This is a genomic window from Pseudoalteromonas atlantica (genome assembly GCA_007988745.1).
Classification (GTDB): domain Bacteria; phylum Pseudomonadota; class Gammaproteobacteria; order Enterobacterales; family Alteromonadaceae; genus Pseudoalteromonas; species Pseudoalteromonas atlantica.
In genome coordinates this window covers 1-16,708 of sequence record BJUT01000021.1, presented here as the reverse complement: position 1 = coordinate 16,708, position 16,708 = coordinate 1, and the positions used below count along the sequence as shown (strand labels likewise).

The 16,708-nt window shown below is 41.1% G+C and carries 14 protein-coding genes and 1 pseudogene; 7 read left to right on the top strand and 8 right to left on the bottom strand.

Features of this window, described 5'->3' with window-relative positions:
• Positions 1-9 precede the first annotated feature (9 nt).
• The 5 genes and pseudogenes from PAT01_RS10520 to PAT01_RS10500 form a co-directional block, all read right to left on the bottom strand.
• Positions 10-1,032, bottom strand: a complete 1,023-nt coding sequence (locus PAT01_RS10520) for a zinc-dependent alcohol dehydrogenase (protein ID WP_096739506.1) — start codon at positions 1,030-1,032, stop codon at positions 10-12.
• Between the two features lie 9 nt (positions 1,033-1,041).
• Entirely contained in the window at positions 1,042-2,154 is a 1,113-nt protein-coding gene (locus PAT01_RS10515; RefSeq protein WP_154945434.1) for a mandelate racemase/muconate lactonizing enzyme family protein, read from the bottom strand.
• Positions 2,155-2,346: 192 nt separating this feature from the next.
• Complete coding sequence (locus PAT01_RS10510; RefSeq protein ID WP_138576791.1) at positions 2,347-3,336, bottom strand: SMP-30/gluconolactonase/LRE family protein; 990 nt, start codon at positions 3,334-3,336, stop codon at positions 2,347-2,349.
• Positions 3,323-5,644 carry an agarase gene (locus PAT01_RS10505; protein ID WP_138576792.1) on the bottom strand — a complete coding sequence of 774 codons (2,322 nt, stop codon included), beginning with the start codon at positions 5,642-5,644 and terminating at the stop codon, positions 3,323-3,325. Before PAT01_RS10505 ends, PAT01_RS10510 begins: the two co-directional genes overlap by 14 nt.
• Positions 5,645-5,785: 141 nt before the next feature.
• Positions 5,786-6,058, bottom strand: a pseudogene (locus PAT01_RS10500) (RICIN domain-containing protein); the annotation flags it as partial.
• A 146-nt stretch (positions 6,059-6,204) separates the two neighbouring features.
• Between PAT01_RS10500 and PAT01_RS10495 the strand changes: the two are divergent.
• From PAT01_RS10495 to PAT01_RS10460, 7 genes are all read left to right on the top strand, one after another.
• A complete protein-coding gene (locus PAT01_RS10495; protein ID WP_154945433.1) occupies positions 6,205-6,957 on the top strand; it encodes a hypothetical protein in 753 nt (250 codons plus the stop codon).
• A 122-nt stretch (positions 6,958-7,079) separates the two neighbouring features.
• On the top strand, positions 7,080-7,847 hold the full coding sequence (locus PAT01_RS10490; RefSeq protein ID WP_154945432.1) for a GGDEF domain-containing protein: 768 nt from the start codon (positions 7,080-7,082) through the stop codon (positions 7,845-7,847).
• A 249-nt stretch (positions 7,848-8,096) separates the two neighbouring features.
• Complete coding sequence (locus PAT01_RS10485; protein WP_055255729.1) at positions 8,097-8,753, top strand: carbonic anhydrase; 657 nt, start codon at positions 8,097-8,099, stop codon at positions 8,751-8,753.
• Positions 8,754-9,173: 420 nt separating this feature from the next.
• Positions 9,174-11,750 (top strand): nitrite reductase large subunit NirB, encoded by a 2,577-nt coding sequence (nirB, locus tag PAT01_RS10480; protein ID WP_154945431.1) that lies wholly within the window; start codon positions 9,174-9,176, stop codon positions 11,748-11,750.
• The gene (gene nirD / locus PAT01_RS10475; RefSeq protein WP_024033472.1) at positions 11,737-12,090 is read left to right on the top strand and encodes a nitrite reductase small subunit NirD; all 354 of its coding nucleotides are present in this window, start codon (positions 11,737-11,739) and stop codon (positions 12,088-12,090) included. The genes nirB and nirD overlap by 14 nt, the downstream gene beginning before the upstream one ends.
• Positions 12,091-12,101: 11 nt before the next feature.
• Entirely contained in the window at positions 12,102-12,968 is an 867-nt protein-coding gene (gene cobA, locus PAT01_RS10470) for a uroporphyrinogen-III C-methyltransferase (protein ID WP_154945430.1), read from the top strand.
• A 269-nt stretch (positions 12,969-13,237) separates the two neighbouring features.
• Positions 13,238-14,491 carry a nitrate regulatory protein gene (locus PAT01_RS10460; RefSeq protein WP_029771678.1) on the top strand — a complete coding sequence of 418 codons (1,254 nt, stop codon included), beginning with the start codon at positions 13,238-13,240 and terminating at the stop codon, positions 14,489-14,491.
• A 32-nt stretch (positions 14,492-14,523) separates the two neighbouring features.
• Here the strand turns inward: PAT01_RS10460 and lepB are convergent, their stop codons facing one another.
• The 3 genes from lepB to PAT01_RS10445 form a co-directional block, all read right to left on the bottom strand.
• Positions 14,524-15,174, bottom strand: coding sequence for a signal peptidase I (gene lepB / locus PAT01_RS10455; RefSeq protein WP_004586775.1), 651 nt, complete (start codon positions 15,172-15,174; stop codon positions 14,524-14,526).
• Between the two features lie 138 nt (positions 15,175-15,312).
• Positions 15,313-15,567: a DUF2999 family protein gene (locus PAT01_RS10450; RefSeq protein ID WP_004586776.1), complete on the bottom strand. Its 255-nt coding sequence runs from the start codon at positions 15,565-15,567 to the stop codon at positions 15,313-15,315.
• Positions 15,568-15,670: 103 nt separating this feature from the next.
• On the bottom strand, positions 15,671-16,633 hold the full coding sequence (locus PAT01_RS10445) for a zinc-binding dehydrogenase (protein WP_154945428.1): 963 nt from the start codon (positions 16,631-16,633) through the stop codon (positions 15,671-15,673).
• Positions 16,634-16,708 lie beyond the last annotated feature (75 nt).

The window sequence follows — 16,708 nt, the reverse complement described above, 5'->3', positions numbered from 1 at the left end:
TTTGTTCCATTACTTAGTTTGGCAAGAGACAAGTGCTTTCATACCCGTTGGATTGTTATCCATACTGGCAAATGCAGAGCTAATATCAGCAAGTTCACTCACAGATGTAATAAATGGTGCTAAGTCAATCTTGCCACTGGCTACCAAATCAATTGCCATTTCAAAGTCAGCATCTTCGTATACACGTGCACCAACCAGCTCTAACTCACGCCAGAAAAACTGAAATAGATCGACTGGCGGTTTTTGTGAGTGGATAGCAACCATACAGATACGGCCACGCACAGCTGCAATTTGGGTCATGGCTTCAACTGCAGGCTGCACACCAGATACTTCAAACACAACATCAGCGCCTTTTCCATCGCTCCATTTAGACACATATTCTTGTAAATCTTGTTCCAGCGGATTAATTGTTTCAATATCGTAACGTGACGAAAATTTACGTCGTTCGTTATTAACCTCTGAGATCAATACCTCTGCACCCACACTTTTTGCCACTAATGCGACAAGCTGACCAATTGGGCCACCCCCAATCACTACAGCTTTTTCGCCTGCTTTTAAACGAGAACGCGAAATATCGTGGCATGCAACCGATAACGGTTCAATCAGTGCACCCTGCTCAAGTGATACATTCTCTGGTAGTTTATGGATAGTGCGGGCTTTTACGGTCCATGAATTTTGGAATGCGCCAACTGAATCAATCCCCATAAATTTAAGGTTATGGCACACGTGGCTATGGCCTGCATTACAGGCTGGGCAGTCACCACAATAATCAAGTGGACGTACAACAACACGATCACCTACTTGTAGGTTAGTAACCTCACTGCCAAGCTCGGCGACAACACCTGAAATCTCATGTCCTATGGTGTGTGGTGGGTTTACACGTTGATCCATTACACCGTGGTAAATGTGCATGTCGGTACCACAAATACCAACAAAACCAACATCTAAACGAACTTCATCTGCTTGTGGCTTTATCGCTTGACCTGCAACGATACGAAACGATTTATTACCAATATATTCTGCTGCTTGCATAGTGATACCTTATGATTGTTTTACTAAATGTGGTTTAACTAATTGCGCGTCAAACTCTACGCCAGTACCGATAATATCTGGGGCGCAGGCTTTACCGTTATCATCAAGTTGTAACGGTCGCGTTGTGTATTCATCAATCGGGAACGAGTGAACTTCTAAAAATCCCGCATGAGGTTGTGAAGCCAGAAGCGATACATGTAATTCATGCATACCATGGCTACAAATAGGTAAGTTGTGGGTATAAGCTTGACTTGCTACGTGCAGCCAGCCAGTGATACCGCCAATATTAGAGGCATCAGGTTGTAAAAAGCCTAATTTGGCTTGATCAATTGCATAGCCAAATTCATGTAAAGTGTGCAGGTTTTCGCCCATCGCTAAAGGAATAGATGTCGCCTGTGCTATACGAGCAAAACCTTTGTAATCATCAGGGATGGTTGGTTCTTCAAACCACGTAATATCAAATTTTTCAATCGCTTTGGCAAAACGAATTGCATGCTCTACGTTCATTGAGTAATTAGCATCGACCATTAACGTTCTATCATCACCAATCAACTGCCTGACAGCTTCAACACGAGCTACGTCTTCTTTATTGTCTGCTTTACCAACTTTAATTTTAACGGCGTTGAAGCCACGATCTAGATAGCCTTGAATATTCGCCAGCAGCTTTTTCTGATCAAAATTAAGGTCGATTCCGCCAGCGTAGCACGCTGTTTTATCGCTATGACCACCAGCGACTTGCCACAGTGGTGCTGATAACCGCTTACATTTGATATCCCACAGCGCAATATCAACTGCAGAAATAGCAAAGCTTAATAAACCACCGCGACCAACATAATGCAGATCCCACTGTAATTTATCCCAAATTGACATGATGGCTGATGAGTCGACGCCAATTAAGCCAGGTTTAATTTCATCATTTAATAATGAATAAATAGCACGGCCACCTTTGCCACCGGTGTAGGTATAACCCATGCCTTCATAGCCGTCGTTTGTCATGATGCGCACAGCAATCACTTTAAAATGGGTATGATCTCCATGTTTAGCATCACTTAACACCTCAGCCAGAGGAATTTGATAATACTCCACCTTTACGCTTTTTATTTTTAGTAATGAATTTCTCATCTAGCCACCAAATTAGTTTACATGATACTGTCTATTGTTAACAATCTACAACAATGCAAATTTATTGTAAAGGATATATAGTTAATAAAATGAAAATAACTTAACGCGGAAATTTGCTTTGAAGTAAAGCGCGAGCAAGTTAATCAACTGATTTGACTTGCTCGATGAGTTGTAATGGTGAACCCTACTAGCTTAATTCTTTAATGAGAGCGCCAGCAAGTGTTGATGTGCAGTGATATACACCCGATTTTGCTGAGCATTAAAGGCTAAATTGGCACTGATGTGAGGCAGCCTTACCCGTGCCAATAACGTGCCTTGTTCATCAAATAGCCAAAGTCCATTTGGCCCGGTTGCAAAAATAATCCCGCTAGCTGCGTGTATTTTTAAGCCATCTGGCAAACCATGACTATCTGATGTAACAGCAGGCAATTGATACAGTAACGTTTTATTTATTACCGTCCCGTCTTTATGCAATTTGTATTGATACCATGCAGGCTTTTGCGGATTGGATGCGGCTACATACAAGGTGCTTTCATCCTTTGATAACGCAATGCCATTTGGGTAAATCAGTGTCTTGTCTAACAGCTGTAACTGCCCTGTCGTTGTTAGGCTATATACACCTTGAAAGTTTAGCTCTTTAGCGGGATCGTCCAATTGCTTGGCTAAACCATAAGGAGGGTCGGTAAAAAACAACTGGCCTTGGCGATTAAATACGCCGTCATTAGGGCTATTTAACCGCTGGCCTTTATATTGGCTAACAAGTTGTTGATAGTTTGCCTTAGCTGACGTTAATGGCGCGACCATTTTAACTACTTGACGTGAGCGCGATTGCAACAACACCAGCTCGTTCTGCTGATTCAGCAATAGACCATTTGAATAACCACTGTGTGCTAAATATAGCTGCACTCCTTCGCCTTCTTGATACCGATACACACGGTGCGTGGGAATATCTGAAAACAATAAGTACTGGCCATCATTCACCCACACAGGCCCTTCTAACCAATCAAAGCCTGATGCGAGTGTCTCAATCGTTGCATCTAAATCTAAAACCTGTAACGCTTTTTTATTGTATATCTCATAAGGGCCTTGCTTTATAAGCGGCTTAACCTCGTGTTGCTCTGCATATACAGATAAGGTAATCACTAAAAATAAGCTAAAGGCCAAGCTTTTAGTTATCTTCATGACTAAACCTGCGTTGATATAGTTGCTGATTAACTTCTTTAGCGGCGTTGACAAGCGGCTGATAGGGAATGTCTGCGACATTAACAAAGCCAACATTATAGTTTTCGCCATCATAAGCGCGCCCAGTTAACGGCGAATCTATATATTGAAACCAATGTGCGCCAACAAAGTATGGGTTATCGATCACACTCTTCATGTATTGTTGATATTTAACGCCACGCTCATGTTGTGACTGAGTATGAATAAGGCCTGGGTTTAATAGCCCTGAATCTAACGCCCCATTATGAAACTCTCCAATAATACTGGGCTTATCAAGTGCGGCTAAAAAATCCCAAAAATCATCATTTAAGCCTTCACGGTAATAATTATAACTCATTACATCTGCGTGCTCACTCGCAGCTTGGCGAATTTCAGGTGTCATGCCCCAATCAGCAAATCGCGCGCCCATGTATAGATGATTAGGCAAGTGCTTGGCTGTCGCTTGCTCAACAACGGCAAAGTATTGTTTTGCGTAGTGGTATAACATCACGGAAAAATCAGCTTGTACTGCCTCGTTGATATCATGGATAACCACCCCTGAGGCAAATTCCTGCCAAGATGAAATATTAGTTTTCCAGTTTACATTTAATACTGATATGTCTTGATACTTTTCTTTCATCAGGGACACAAATTCAGCTTTTGTCGGGCTTTGTTTTGCATTGACAGTTAATGTGTTAATCACTAAACCATATTGCGAATTAACTGAGCCCATCATGCCCCAGCTCTTTTCGTTATCTATAAATACACCAACACACCATGGGTTATTTTTAACTTGTGCGGCTAGCGTTGCTAACGTCACATCAGCGCGTTTAATAAAGGCGGGATCAAAGGGGTCTGGTAGTGGGCTCCAGTAATCGTTGCCACTGCTAACGGTTTTAAAGTTACCAATGATCCACGCATTCGCAAAATAGGGTATGCGATCTTCTTGGTAAAAACCCTCATCAATCCAGTTACCGAACGAGGTAAAACCCCAAGTGAGCATACGGTCAATGGTGGTATCTCGCCATTTTTGCATCAATACCTGTTCGTTTTGGGTTTCATATTTGCGTTGTAAATTAGCTCTATAAAAACTGAATGTTTCGCCTTTTTTTAACGCACCACTGTGAACTTCACGGCGATATCCATAATTATCTGCGAGCGGATCATCAACAGCGGGTAGCCAATTAAACATATTTGCTCTTAATTCTGAGCTAATATAACGTGATGGCCATGCCGATTTCGGTGCAGGGTTTAAACCAATCGAATCTTCAGGGGTTAAATCACCGGGCTCTCTTTGTACTATGTATTTTTGATCAAAATCGTAACCTGTAATGGTAGTGGTATTGGCTAAGCGTACATTGGCGATACCGGTTGAAAAAAATAAATAGCCTTGTGGGTCAACTAGGCTCCATTTTCCATTGTACTTGTCGGTTCTAAAGTAGCCTGTAGCCTTAAGTTTTGGCCCATCCTGCCATCCACCAAACTTAGAGCGACCAGCTAAAGGGACTTTGCTAAGGTTGGCTTGCTCTTGTTTTGAAACCGCAATTAACTGCTCAGTTGAAGATACTTTATTGGCAAAATCACGCTTGGCGTTTTGGCCAAACTTATCCACTAAGCCTGCTAGGTACTCAGTATCAAAGTTTGTCGGTTTTATTAGCCTTACATTTTCAATGAGTAAGTGTTTGTCTTCTAATAAGCCCTTTGTGCCAAAGCTCACTTTTGTTACTCGGCTGACATCAATATTTTTTGCACCACCTCGATACAATACCGGTGTGTAGCTGCTTTTCCAACTTGGAGGATTAGAGCGTATACCCGACTCTATATTTAAATCAGCGCCTTTTAATTCAATATAATAAGTATTAGTTGATTCGCTGGGTACCACTACACTGCGGCTTTGTGCTTTGCCAGTTTTATCAATTGTTTTTATATATAACTGGGTAGACACTTTATCAGGGTTTTCAATATCTAAAGCAAAAGCGAAATTACCTAAAGCTTGCCAATTCCAAGTTTGGTTATTTACAAATTCAATATCACTTTCGTGATGCGTTTTTGCAGCAAATGTAACCTTTAATTTATGGTTGCCTTGCTGTTCAATTAGACTTGTAGTGGCATTGTGGCTTTTTAAAAAAGGTTGGTAGTCAGCTTTTTCAAAATCCCACAGCATGTGTTCTTTTTGTGTAGTATTACTAAGCTGTATGCTTTGTTCTGGTTGATTATTAGTACAGCCGACAAGCCCAGTGCTTAACAATAGAGCTATTGGGATATAAATGGTTTTATGTGTGTGTTTCATAGCAAGCCTATTCTTTTATTATTAAAGAACCGCTTTTGTAAAAAAGCGGTTAGGTACTATGTTGAATAATTACACAACACAAAATAAATAACAATTAATTGTCAACAATTTGAATTAGTGTAAAAAACTTTGCTAATTGTATTATTCAATAAATTGAAAACGTTGATTGTCGCCGTTATAACACTGCCACTGTACAATATCAGCACCATATGTTTGCAGTTTACCTGCGATATCAACACATTTATTACTTAAACTTGATTTGAGCTCGAAGTAGTCATCACCCGTGCTATTGAGAGTAAAGCGTTGACTGGCTTTTGCATGATCACAAACCCACTGCTCCAACTTAGCGCCATTACTTGTACTGGCGTTTTCAATCTGCATGCACAAACCACTTAACTGCGAGCTAATTGCATATTCATTATTACTTACTTATTTATTTATTTATTAATGCAGTTTGTTATTTAAAGCCAAATTAAGCCATTACTTAAAGGCGATAATTTTGTTTGATTTATATACTATTTGTTTACAATTTGATTATAATCGCTTAGTGGGTTTTTAAAGTGAGTTTAGGTATGGTGCGGGTTGGTATATTAACAGTATTCTTTTTCTGTGCTTTGTTTAGCCCGCTAACATATGCTTATACACTTAATAACAACATTACCCTAGAGGATGATAACCTGTGGCGCCCTGTCACAGCATTCAATGCGCCTCCTTCTGCACAGCAAGTAATTACATCTTATAAAAACGCTAGTGAAACGAGTAACCTGCTCGGTAAAAGTGGCGCTGTAATAACAAAAATTGCGTTAAATAACCCCACCACTGGAGCTTGGTATGTGCTGCCGCAAGCCAATTTTATCGACGTTGGTTTAGCCTATTGGCAAACCGAACAGGGGGATATAGTTAAGCTTGCTGATTTTTCGCAGTCTCACGTTAATCAACCGGCTATTTTAATGCATGGACAAGCATTTAAACTGCCCTTCTATGCGCCAAGCAGTGGCTATTTATGGATATATTTAGAAGCCAAACACTATCCAACGCCGGTTGATTTAAGTATTTTAAGCGAAGGTGCATTTTTGCATCATCAGTTTTATATAAACTTATTAAGCCTTATTGCAATTTCTGTCATGCTTACTTTAGCAATGATGGCCTTTGTAATGTTTTTAAGAGTAAAGCAAAAAGTGGCCTTGTTTTGTGCTGGGTATGTCGGTTTGCACGGTCTTGGCTGGGCGTTTGCTTCGGGCGCTGTAAATACAATTTATGCCAGCCCCTCTTTTAATAAACATTACTTAGGTATTTATTTGCCTTTGCTGTAAGTTGCGCAGCAGCATTTACCTACTACCTGTTTAACTTCGATAAAGAAAAAGCCAATAAGCTTGGGAGTGCTTTAAAATACTTTACCGTTAGTGCATTTATATGCGGTATCTGCAGCCTATTAATGCCCTTTTATTTAGTGTTTTATATCGCGCACTTTTTAGCAGCCGTATGGGTTATGCTCAGCTTAACCACCGGGTTTGCCATGCTTAGCCTGAACGATTTTAGAGCCAAGTATTTTTTATTTGGAAATATGCTCTATAGCCTGTCATTAGTAGTATTCGTTGCGTTTCATTTTGATTTAATAAATGCGGCCTCATCAGAAATACTTGTGCTGTTAGCCTTAGCAATAGATTGTGTGTGTATTGTGCTGTCTTTGTCTGAGTGGCTAAAGTTAAAACAGCACGAATTTAGTACCTTGTTACATGAATCTCGCTTTGATCCTCTAACCCAAGTTGGCAACCGGCTACTATTAAATGATGAGCTGATTAAACTTGCACACAGTGCTTACATCATTGTGTTTATAGATTGTGATGGAATAAAAAAAATAAACGATGCGCTTGGGCACGCTAAAGGTGATGCTTTTTTAATAAATGCAGCAAAATTAATGACACAGCATCTAGCGCAAGACGGCACCGTATTTAGAACCGGGGGCGATGAATTTATTTGGTTATGTAAAGTCAAAAACAAATCACACCTTCCCCAACTAAAAACCACACTTACCCAGAAGCTCACCGCATTACATCGCACTATTCAGCAGCAATGGCCGCAATCTGGTATTAGTTTTGGCATAGCATCTAGCGATGAGTGCCAAAGCCATACCGAGTGTTTAACCTTAGCGGATCAGCGCATGTATAACTTAAAATCAGCCCATAAACTTAAAGCAAGTTAAGCTACTAACCTTCTCAACCCCCTTTTTTCGCCACTTACCGCCTTTTATTTTACTCGAAGTCTCTGCTAGGTACGCTCATGTATTCGCCAATAACTTCATGCACGTGTGTCGCCCTTTGTTCGCGAGTATGAAATTTATTAAACAGTGTAATAGTACAAAACAAACAAGAACAAAGTTATAATGGCGCTAATTTGTCAGGCGAATAAAGCTATAAATAACACGATTAAATTACACCAATAGGAGTTGTACATGGAACATATTATTTCGGGCGTGGCTAAGTTTCAAAAAGAAGTTTACCCATCAAAAAAAGCAGCGTTTCAAAAACTAGCCAATGGTCAAAACCCAGAAGTGTTATTTATCACCTGTGCCGACTCGCGTATCGATCCTAACTTAGTGACTCAAACTGAACCCGGTGAATTATTTATTTGTCGTAACGCGGGCAATATTATCCCGCCACATAGTAATCAAACCGGCGGTATGACAGCCTCAATTGAATTTGCGGTGGCTGCACTGGGCGTATCGCACATTATTATTTGTGGACACTCGGATTGTGGCGCAATGAAAGGCGCTATAAATACTGAAGGTTTATCGAGCTTACCGCACGTTAAAGAGTGGCTTGGCCACAGCCGCGTAGCAACTGAAGTTGTAAAAGAAAAATGCGGTTGCGCAGAGCTAAACAATAACGACCACCTAGGCTTAGTAATTGAAGAAAACGTAGTACAACAACTACAGCATATAAAAACACACCCTGCTGTGGCTGCAAAAATTGCAACCGGTCAAGTTAAGCTACACGGCTGGGTATATGATATAGAATCTGCAGAAATTAAAACCTACGATGAAGCAACGGGCAGCTTTAAACCTGTTGAAGATACCGATGTAGAAACCCTAGCAAAACAAAGCAAGTAAAGCCGCTTTACAGAATTAATGCGCTTACTGTTATTTTTATTTCAAAATAACAAAGCGCATTTTTTATTTATAGCCTAAACGCCTACCCCTCGTTATTAGTTAACGGCACAAATGCACTTTTGCTGACTAAGCAGCACATTGTAGCCTCATTTTGTGCACTCCCATAGTGCTGGCACCGCACCAAAACAACTCAAATATGCGTAAGTAAAACCATTCAAAATCAATATAGCCATTAAAAAACAAACACTTATAAAAATGGCCGCATTTTTGCTTATATGATAACCATACCGTTCGTTATTAAAACGACACACATTTAGGTTGTTATGACCACAGGCAAAGAAGCCCGCTCGCAGTTGCATTAATTTGTAACTGTGGCGGGCTTTTTTGTTTTTAAATTAAACCGTCATTGAGGGGATACCAATGCAAACACCAACAAAAATACTCATTATTGGGAATGGGATGGTTGGGCACCATTTTGTAGAGCAAATGCGCCAAAGCGACGCTAACGCGCACATTACCGTACTGTGTGGAGAAGCAAATTTAGCTTATGACCGTGTTTACTTATCCAGCGTGTTTGATGGTAAAACAGCCGCCGATTTAGCCCTAACCACCTTTGATAATTATCAGCAGTTAAATATAAATGTGCATACTAACCAGTGGGTTAATGAAATAGATAAAACAAACAAGGTAGTTAGCACTCAAACCGGTGATAAATTTAATTACGATAAACTTATTTTAGCAACAGGGTCGTACCCGTTTGTGCCGCCAATTAAAGGGAATGACCAACCCCATTGCTTGGTTTACCGTACCCTAGAAGATTTAGAGCAAATAAAAGCTAGCGCTGCACAAAGTAAAAGTGGCGTAGTGATAGGTGGCGGCTTATTAGGGCTTGAAGCAGCCAATGCAATTAAGCAACTTGGGCTTGATACTCATGTAGTTGAGTTTGCACCCCAACTTATGGCGGTACAACTTGATGAACAAGGTGGTACGCTGTTAAAAAACAAAATTGAAAAATTGGGCGTAAGCGTGCATACCGCTAAAGCCACCAGCGAAATAGTAAAAGGCGAAACAAGCCGTTACAGATTAAATTTTTCAGATGACACGTTTTTAGAAACCGACTTAATTTTGTTCTCGGCCGGTATTCGCCCATACGATGAGCTTGGCAAAGTGGCCGAACTTGAATTAGGGCAACGTGGCGGCATTGTAATAAATAACCAATGCCAAACATCAAACCCAGATATATATGCTATTGGCGAATGTGCCTTATGGGACAAAAAGCTATTTGGCTTAGTCGCCCCGGGTTATAACATGGCTCGCGTGGTTGCAAGCCAACTTACAGGCGGCGAACTTGAGTTTTTAGGCGCCGATATGAGCACAAAATTAAAACTACTCGGGGTAGAGGTAGGCTCAATTGGCGATGCCCACGCTAAAACCCCCGATTGCAAAGAGTTAATTTATCAAGATCCTATTCGTGATTGTTATAAAAAAATTATTTTAAATGAGGCAGGCAATAAGTTATTAGGCGCAGTGCTTGTTGGCGATACTAGCGATTACGACACACTGTTGCAGTACATGTTAAACGACATGGAATTACCCGCACACCCTGAGTGCCTCATTTTACCTGATAGCGAAGGAGCGCCTGTTTTAGCGGGAATTGCCCTGCCCGATACTGCGACTATTTGTTCGTGCCACAATGTAAGCAAAGGCGACATTGTGGGTGCAATTGATGGCGGCTCATGCGATTTATCTGCAGTTAAAGCTTGTACCAAAGCCGCCAGCGGCTGTGGTGGTTGTGCCGCATTATTAAAATCGGTAGTCGACAGTGAACTTCAAAGCCGTGGGGTTGAAGTTAACAACCATGTGTGTGAACACTTTGCTTTTTCGCGCCAAGAGTTACTGCATTTAGTAAAAGTAGAAAGCATTAAAACTTTTGATGATTTGCTCGCTAAACATGGCAGCGGTCATCACGGCTGTGAAATATGCAAACCTGCCGTGGCCTCTATTTTAGCTTCAACGTGGAATGAGTTTATTTTAGAACCCGCTCATGTTGGCCTGCAAGACACCAACGACACTTACCTTGCAAATATGCAAAAAGATGGCTCTTACTCTGTCGTGCCCCGTATAGCGGGTGGCGAAATTACCCCCGACAAACTTATTGTTATTGGTCAAGTTGCTAAAGACTTTAACCTGTACTGTAAAGTCACAGGTGGGCAGCGTATCGACTTATTTGGCGCACGCCTTGAAGAGCTCCCTATTATTTGGGAAAGACTTATTGCAGCCGGTTTTGAAACCGGTCACGCTTATGGTAAATCGCTCAGAACTGTTAAATCGTGCGTTGGCAGTACGTGGTGTCGCTATGGAGTACAAGACAGTGTTGGCCACGCGATTGCGATTGAAAACCGCTACAAAGGTTTACGCGCCCCGCATAAATTTAAAATGGCCGTATCGGGTTGTACCCGCGAATGCGCTGAGGCACAAAGCAAAGATATAGGCGTAATAGCAACCGAAAATGGCTGGAACTTATACGTATGTGGAAATGGCGGTATGCGCCCGCGCCATGCTGATTTATTTGCTACCGATTTAGATACCGAAACACTCATTAAATACATTGACCGCGTGATCATGTTTTACATTAAAACCGCCGATAAACTGCAGCGCACCTCAGTGTGGATGGAAAATTTAGAAGGCGGGTTAGATTATTTAAAAAGCGTAGTAATAGACGACAGCCTAGGTATTTGCCATGAGCTTGAAACGCAAATGGCGCTTATAACTAAAACTTATGCCTGCGAATGGAAAAAAGCAGTCGAAAGTCCAGAAGCCTCAAAACGGTTCCGCCAATTTATTAATAGCCCAGATGCCGATAGCAATATTTTATTTGTACAAGAGCGCAACCAAATTCGCCCCGCCACTGAGTCTGAAAAACGTAACCAGCAAAATTCGACAAACCGTATCCCCGTAATGGAAATTGAGCAGGAGCAAGCTGATGTATTGGCATAAAATTGGAACAACCGACGACCTAGTTGCTAATAGTGGCGTATGCGCATTAGTAAACAACCAGCAAGTGGCCATATTTTATGTTCCACAAAATAGTGAGCCTGTGTTAGCCATTAGCAACTACGACCCGATAGGCAAAGCCAATGTACTATCGCGCGGCATTATTGGCTCTATTGATGGAAAATTAGTAGTGGCCTCCCCTTTGTATAAGCAACATTTTTGTTTAAATACTGGCGAATGCCTAGAAGCAGAGGCAATACAGCTCCCCGTATTTGAAGCCAAAATAGACAATGGCAATGTCTTTGTTAGCGCTGAGCCAAAAGCCATTACAGCGTTAGCATAAGGAGCAATAAAATGAGTGTTCTTTCGTATTTTTCGGGTATTGAAAGCCCATGGCTAAACAAGTTTGTTAATAAACTCACTCAAGATGCAAAGCACAAAGCTAAACATCAAAAAAACGGCCACGTGTATTTAATAGGGGCAGGCCCGGGCGATGCTGAGCTTATAACGGTAAAAGCGCAGCGCCTGATTGCAGCAGCCGACGTGGTATTGTACGACAGCCTAGTTAGTGAAGCGCTTTTAAATACACTGCCTAAACATGCGCAGCGAGTGTATGTAGGTAAACGCGCAAGCAAGCACTCTATGCCACAAGCTGCCATTAGTGACCTATTAGTAAAATACGCACAACAAGGGTTTAAAGTTGTTCGTTTAAAAGGTGGCGATCCGAGTATTTTTGCGCGTATTAATGAAGAAGCCAACGCCCTATCAGAGCATAATATTAATTTTGCTATTGTCCCAGGCGTTACCACCGCGTGTGCAGCCTCGGCTTATACCGGCATACCGCTTACTGCTCGTGATGTGGCCCGAAGTGTTACATTTTTAACGGCGCAATTTGCCGATCCTAATAAACTCCCTAATTGGCACAACTACACCTATGTACAAGGCTCTAACAACCCCATGCTAGTCGTCTATATGGGTTTAGGACGTTTAAACGCATTAAGTACTGGTTTGCAATCGGTTGGCTGGCCTAAAACAACCCCTATCGCATTGATAGAAAATGCCACCACCAACCAGCAAAAAATAATAACCAGCACGCTTGGGCAAATTATTAGCGAAAGTGCGGTGCATACATTAACAGGCCCTACGCTAATTATGGTTGGCGAGGTAATAAATCATCAAATGGCTATCAGCCCAGCGTTGCTGCAATGTAGCAACGCATAAATTCCCCCTCTGGTGTTTGCTCTGTGCAGTTTACAGAGTAAACACTTTTTTCCCCTAATTCATGAAGGGCGCAATCGAGTGCAAAAACAACTATTTTTGCACCAAAAAGGTTTATTCCTGTAATAAGGACAGATAATTTAAAATGGGAACAAATAACAAGTATGGCTTTAAGCGGCTGTTTTAATTTAATTTTAAATTCAATCGAAAAATTTTTAAATGATTGGAACAGTGGTTGCACTTTATATACAAAAAAGTGTGGAACAAGTCCTATGTTATCGAGCAATCCTCTCACAAAACAGTTTTTATTAGCAGCAAAATACCAAGAAATTCATGCCTTAAAGCAGCTTCAAAAAAGCTGTGCATCGCTTACTAAACTGGGTGATTTTATACATCAGTTACAAAAAGAGCGCGGCATGAGCAATATTTATTTAGCCTCTAATCGCAAACGTTTTGCCTCGCAGTTAAAACAACAAATTAGCTTAACAGAGCAAACCCAAACGCAGTTTTACCACTCAATTAAAACGACCTTTATTACCGATAACGCCGACACGGGCCACACCCGTTTGTACAATTTAATTACCCATAGTTTGCAATCGTTAGAGGCGCTGCCAGAGCTGCGACAACAAATAGCAAATCAAAAAATTACCCCAGTGCATGCAACTCAATCGTATACGCAGCTTATTTCGTGTTTGCTAAATATAATTTTAGAAGCCGCCGATGGCGCAAGCGACCCGCGCGTTACACGATTGCTAGTGGCTTATTTTAATTTTATGCAAGGTAAAGAATACGCCGGACAAGAACGTGCCTGTGGCGCGCAAGCGTTTGCATCAAGTAAGTTTACCGTGGAGCAAAAACAACAGCTTGCTCATTTTGTTCAACAACAGCATCACAGCTTTACGTTTTTTAACGAATACGCCGACGAACACGTATTAAAATGCTATCGCTCGTTAACTGATCACCCCGTAAATAAGCAAGTGGATCAGCTACGCGGGCTTTTACAAAATTTAGATGACGAAAATGCGCAGCCGCTTTCTCAGCTTAGTGAGGTGTGGTACGAGGTAACAACAACGCGTATCGATATTATGCACAAAATTGAGCAAAACCTCAGTGACTACCTTATTGACTCTGCAGCAATGCAAATTGCTCAGGCGCAGCGCACTTTAAATTCAAATAAACAGGTTATAAGCAGCCTTGAAGAACAATACATGCCAATGACCGACGGCCAACTCGCGTTTAAACAAAATACCCCCCAAAATACCGCTGCTAATAAACTCAATAGTAATAAAAGCATGTACGACTTAATCATGGAGCAAAGCCAACATATTAAGCAAATAAATCAGGCTTTAGTTGATGCTAAACGGGTAATAACAGAACAAAAAATAATACATCAGGCAAAGTATATTTTAATAGAGCAGCTAAGCCTTAGCGAAGAGCAAGCTCATAAAAAGTTGCAAAAGCAAGCAATGGACTCGCACTGCTCGCTTTATAATATTGCGCAAAAAATTGTAGAGCTAAGCGATTAACATCGGGCGTGTGGTTAGCGCCCAAAACCGCCTTAAAGTAAGGGTTTTAAAAAGCGGTTTTTACGAGGTAAGTAATAATCGTCGTAATCAAGCGACACAATAATACGCTCTGCTTTGCCAAGTAGTTCGCTGCGGGGGATTAAACCAATAACACGCGAGTCAGCACTGTGGTCGCGGTTATCACCCATTGCTAAATAATAATCTTCAGGAATAGTTATTTTATTAAAACCCGATAGCTGTGAAGGCGTATGCGCAACACGAATGGTGTGTTTGTGGCCATTTAAATCTTCTATTTTATCTAAAGAGTCAATATTGCTTTGCAAGTTATTGTATTTAAGTTTAACGCCATTAATTTCTAGCTCGTTGTTATAAAGCGCTACCGTATCGCCTGGCACACCAATTACGCGTTTAATTAACCGGTTATCAGCAGCTTGTGAGTCAAATACAATAATATCGCCTGTTTGTGGGTCGGCTAATTTAACTAAAGGAATATGCGTAAAAGGGATGCGTATATCATAAGCCATTTTATCGGTTAATATTCTGTCGCCTTCTAAAATGGTCGGTTTCATCGAGCCTGTTGGTACTTCATACCAATCGGCAACTGCGCTTCTAAACACGCTCATCAGCGCAATAAATAAAATTAATGAACGGTTATTTTTCCAAAATTTATAAAGTGGCTTCATACCTAGTCCCTACCTATCATAAGTAATAGTATGACTAGCTTAATACCAAGCAGTTCAATCAATAATGTAACAAAAAGTGTGGTGATTTTAGGTAGAATTACCAAGGCTTATGCCTTGGTAAGGAGTAATTTGTGAAGCTTATTGTTGGTTTAGCTTGTCTTTCGCTTCTTTTACTTTTTCAAAGTCTAGGCCGAGTTCGTCGGTGGCTTCTTTAATTAAGTGCGGCTGAGTCATAACCACGGCCATTAACTGCTGTAGTTTTTCAGGCGGAATACCAAGTTCTTGTACTAATGCCATTGCCATCATTGGGTTTTGTGTAAAGGCCTCGAACAATGCTTTTACTTTTTCGTCGCTTACATTGTGCTCTTTAAGTATTGCTAGTATTGGGTTCATTTTTAACCTTGTGTGTTTTGTACGTATTTTATATTTACTAAATTATATTAGCTGAGCCATGCATTAACAACGCCAACACACGCCTCAGTGTTACATTGGGTGGTTATTCTACAAGTAATACCACTTTACCGGCATTTTCATTACGCTCTAAAATAGCATGCGCTTCGTTTGCATCGCTCCACGGTAGTGTTTTATACACGTTAAAGTCGTACTTTTTAGTTGCAATATCATTGTAAAAACGCGCAACTAAGTCATCGCGTAATTGGCGTTTAAACTCAATGCTACGGTTTCTAAGTGTTGATGCATGAAACGAAATACGTTTGCGTAATAGCGCTGCAAAATCAACCTCAGCAAAACGCCCATCTAAAAAAGCGAGCATAATAATTTGGCAATCCATGGCAGCAATAGCCACATTTTTATTTAAATAACTGCCCGATACGGGATCTACAATTGCATTTGCTGAAAGCTCATTTGCTTGCATATATTCTACAAAGTCAGTTGTTTTGTAATTAATGGCATGATCGGCGCCAAGGGCTTTTGCATGCTCGCATTTTTCATCTGAGCCGGCAGTAATAACCACCGTTGCACCTGCACTTTTAGCCATTTGAATAGCCGCACCGCCTACACCACTTGCCCCTGCATGAATAAGCGCTGTTTGGCCTTGTTGTAATTTACCAAGTTTAAAAAGCGCACCAAATGCTGTTAGGTACACTTCGCTAATAGCTGCACCTTCTACCATGGTTAAATCATCTGGCAATACCATTAATTGTTTAGCATCTATGGCAACGTACTCGCTGTAAGCCCCGCCTGCGCACAAGCTAAAAATACGTTTATTAAGCCAGCTTTTATCAACATCAAAACCAAGCTCAACCACTGTGCCTGCGCACTCTAAACCTAAAATGGGGCTATCCCCAGCTGGCGCTGGGTATTTACCTTGGCGCTGCATGCAATCAGCGCGATTTACACCTATAGCAGACACTTTTACTAGCACTTCGTGGCTTTTTAAAACCGGTTTATCGGTTTCACTAAATGCAAGGGTGCCACCCTCATGAGAAATATATTTCATTAATGCTCCGTATTTAGCCTTTTAATTAGGGCCTGATAACCTTTCAGGATTAAAATTTGTTCAATCTAGGGGCCA

What these genes read in the sequence shown, in the direction of transcription:
- PAT01_RS10505 (WP_138576792.1), bottom strand. Translation starts at nt 5,644, where the DNA reads ATGAAACACACACATAAAACCATTTATATCCCAATAGCTCTATTGTTA.
- PAT01_RS10460 (WP_029771678.1), top strand. Translation starts at nt 13,238, where the DNA reads ATGTTATCGAGCAATCCTCTCACAAAACAGTTTTTATTAGCAGCAAAA.
- PAT01_RS10450 (WP_004586776.1), bottom strand. Translation starts at nt 15,567, where the DNA reads ATGAACCCAATACTAGCAATACTTAAAGAGCACAATGTAAGCGACGAA.
- lepB (WP_004586775.1), bottom strand. Translation starts at nt 15,174, where the DNA reads ATGAAGCCACTTTATAAATTTTGGAAAAATAACCGTTCATTAATTTTA.
- PAT01_RS10520 (WP_096739506.1), bottom strand. Translation starts at nt 1,032, where the DNA reads ATGCAAGCAGCAGAATATATTGGTAATAAATCGTTTCGTATCGTTGCA.
- PAT01_RS10445 (WP_154945428.1), bottom strand. Translation starts at nt 16,633, where the DNA reads ATGAAATATATTTCTCATGAGGGTGGCACCCTTGCATTTAGTGAAACC.
- PAT01_RS10490 (WP_154945432.1), top strand. Translation starts at nt 7,080, where the DNA reads ATGCCCTTTTATTTAGTGTTTTATATCGCGCACTTTTTAGCAGCCGTA.
- nirD (WP_024033472.1), top strand. Translation starts at nt 11,737, where the DNA reads ATGTATTGGCATAAAATTGGAACAACCGACGACCTAGTTGCTAATAGT.
- PAT01_RS10515 (WP_154945434.1), bottom strand. Translation starts at nt 2,154, where the DNA reads ATGAGAAATTCATTACTAAAAATAAAAAGCGTAAAGGTGGAGTATTAT.
- PAT01_RS10510 (WP_138576791.1), bottom strand. Translation starts at nt 3,336, where the DNA reads ATGAAGATAACTAAAAGCTTGGCCTTTAGCTTATTTTTAGTGATTACC.
- cobA (WP_154945430.1), top strand. Translation starts at nt 12,102, where the DNA reads ATGAGTGTTCTTTCGTATTTTTCGGGTATTGAAAGCCCATGGCTAAAC.
- nirB (WP_154945431.1), top strand. Translation starts at nt 9,174, where the DNA reads ATGCAAACACCAACAAAAATACTCATTATTGGGAATGGGATGGTTGGG.
- PAT01_RS10485 (WP_055255729.1), top strand. Translation starts at nt 8,097, where the DNA reads ATGGAACATATTATTTCGGGCGTGGCTAAGTTTCAAAAAGAAGTTTAC.